The sequence below is a fragment of the Ruminococcus callidus ATCC 27760 genome, assembly GCF_000468015.1.
Lineage (GTDB): Bacteria > Bacillota > Clostridia > Oscillospirales > Ruminococcaceae > Ruminococcus_C > Ruminococcus_C callidus.
This window is the reverse complement of sequence record NZ_KI260357.1, coordinates 1-593: the sequence shown is the minus strand read 5'-3', so window position 1 is coordinate 593 and position 593 is coordinate 1. Positions and strand designations below refer to the sequence as shown.

Below are 593 nucleotides of genomic sequence, written 5' to 3'. Positions count from 1 at the left end.
CGAAAACCATTGTCATTGATACCGCCATTGAAAACATCAACCTGTGCAAATATTTCACCATAGTCTGCAAAGACCCCACGCCGATCTGTGACTTTATCCACACAGAACTGGGGCGAAGCGCGACGTTGTTTACTGCGGAGGGAACATACAGCGGACAGGAGGAATATATTGTACTGACCGTCATGAAACGAAGCCAGGCTGTGCAGCTGCGAAACTATATCAAAAAAGTACAGCCCCAGGCGTTTATGATGATTACCAACAGCAGCGAAATTATCGGAAAAGGATTCCGCAATACCATATAAAATGACCCCGTACAAAACTTGTTTTTTGGGTTTTGTGCGGGGTTGTTTTCTTTTTTGGTGCTTTTGTTCTTCCATCTCAACGGTCTTCATATGTCAAAATTCGTGCTCTGTTTTTTACAAAAAAGGAGGAAGAGCAGGACTTTGCCTGCTCCTGTTATATGAACTCATCACAGTCGCTCTACATATTGTTTCCTGCAGAGCATTTCTACAACCATTACTGTAATGTTTGTATGCTTGTATTTTTTTACAAGCATACCCTGCCTTTTTCAGTCCTTCTCCGCAAGCTTCCCC

The 593-nt window shown here is 43.0% G+C and carries 1 protein-coding gene; it reads left to right on the top strand.

Going from position 1 to position 593, the window contains the following annotated elements; genetic code table 11:
• A partial coding sequence (locus RUMCAL_RS05340) for a DUF2179 domain-containing protein (RefSeq protein ID WP_021681594.1) occupies positions 1-302 on the top strand: 302 nt, incomplete at its 5' end.
• Positions 303-593: the final 291 nt, after the last annotated feature.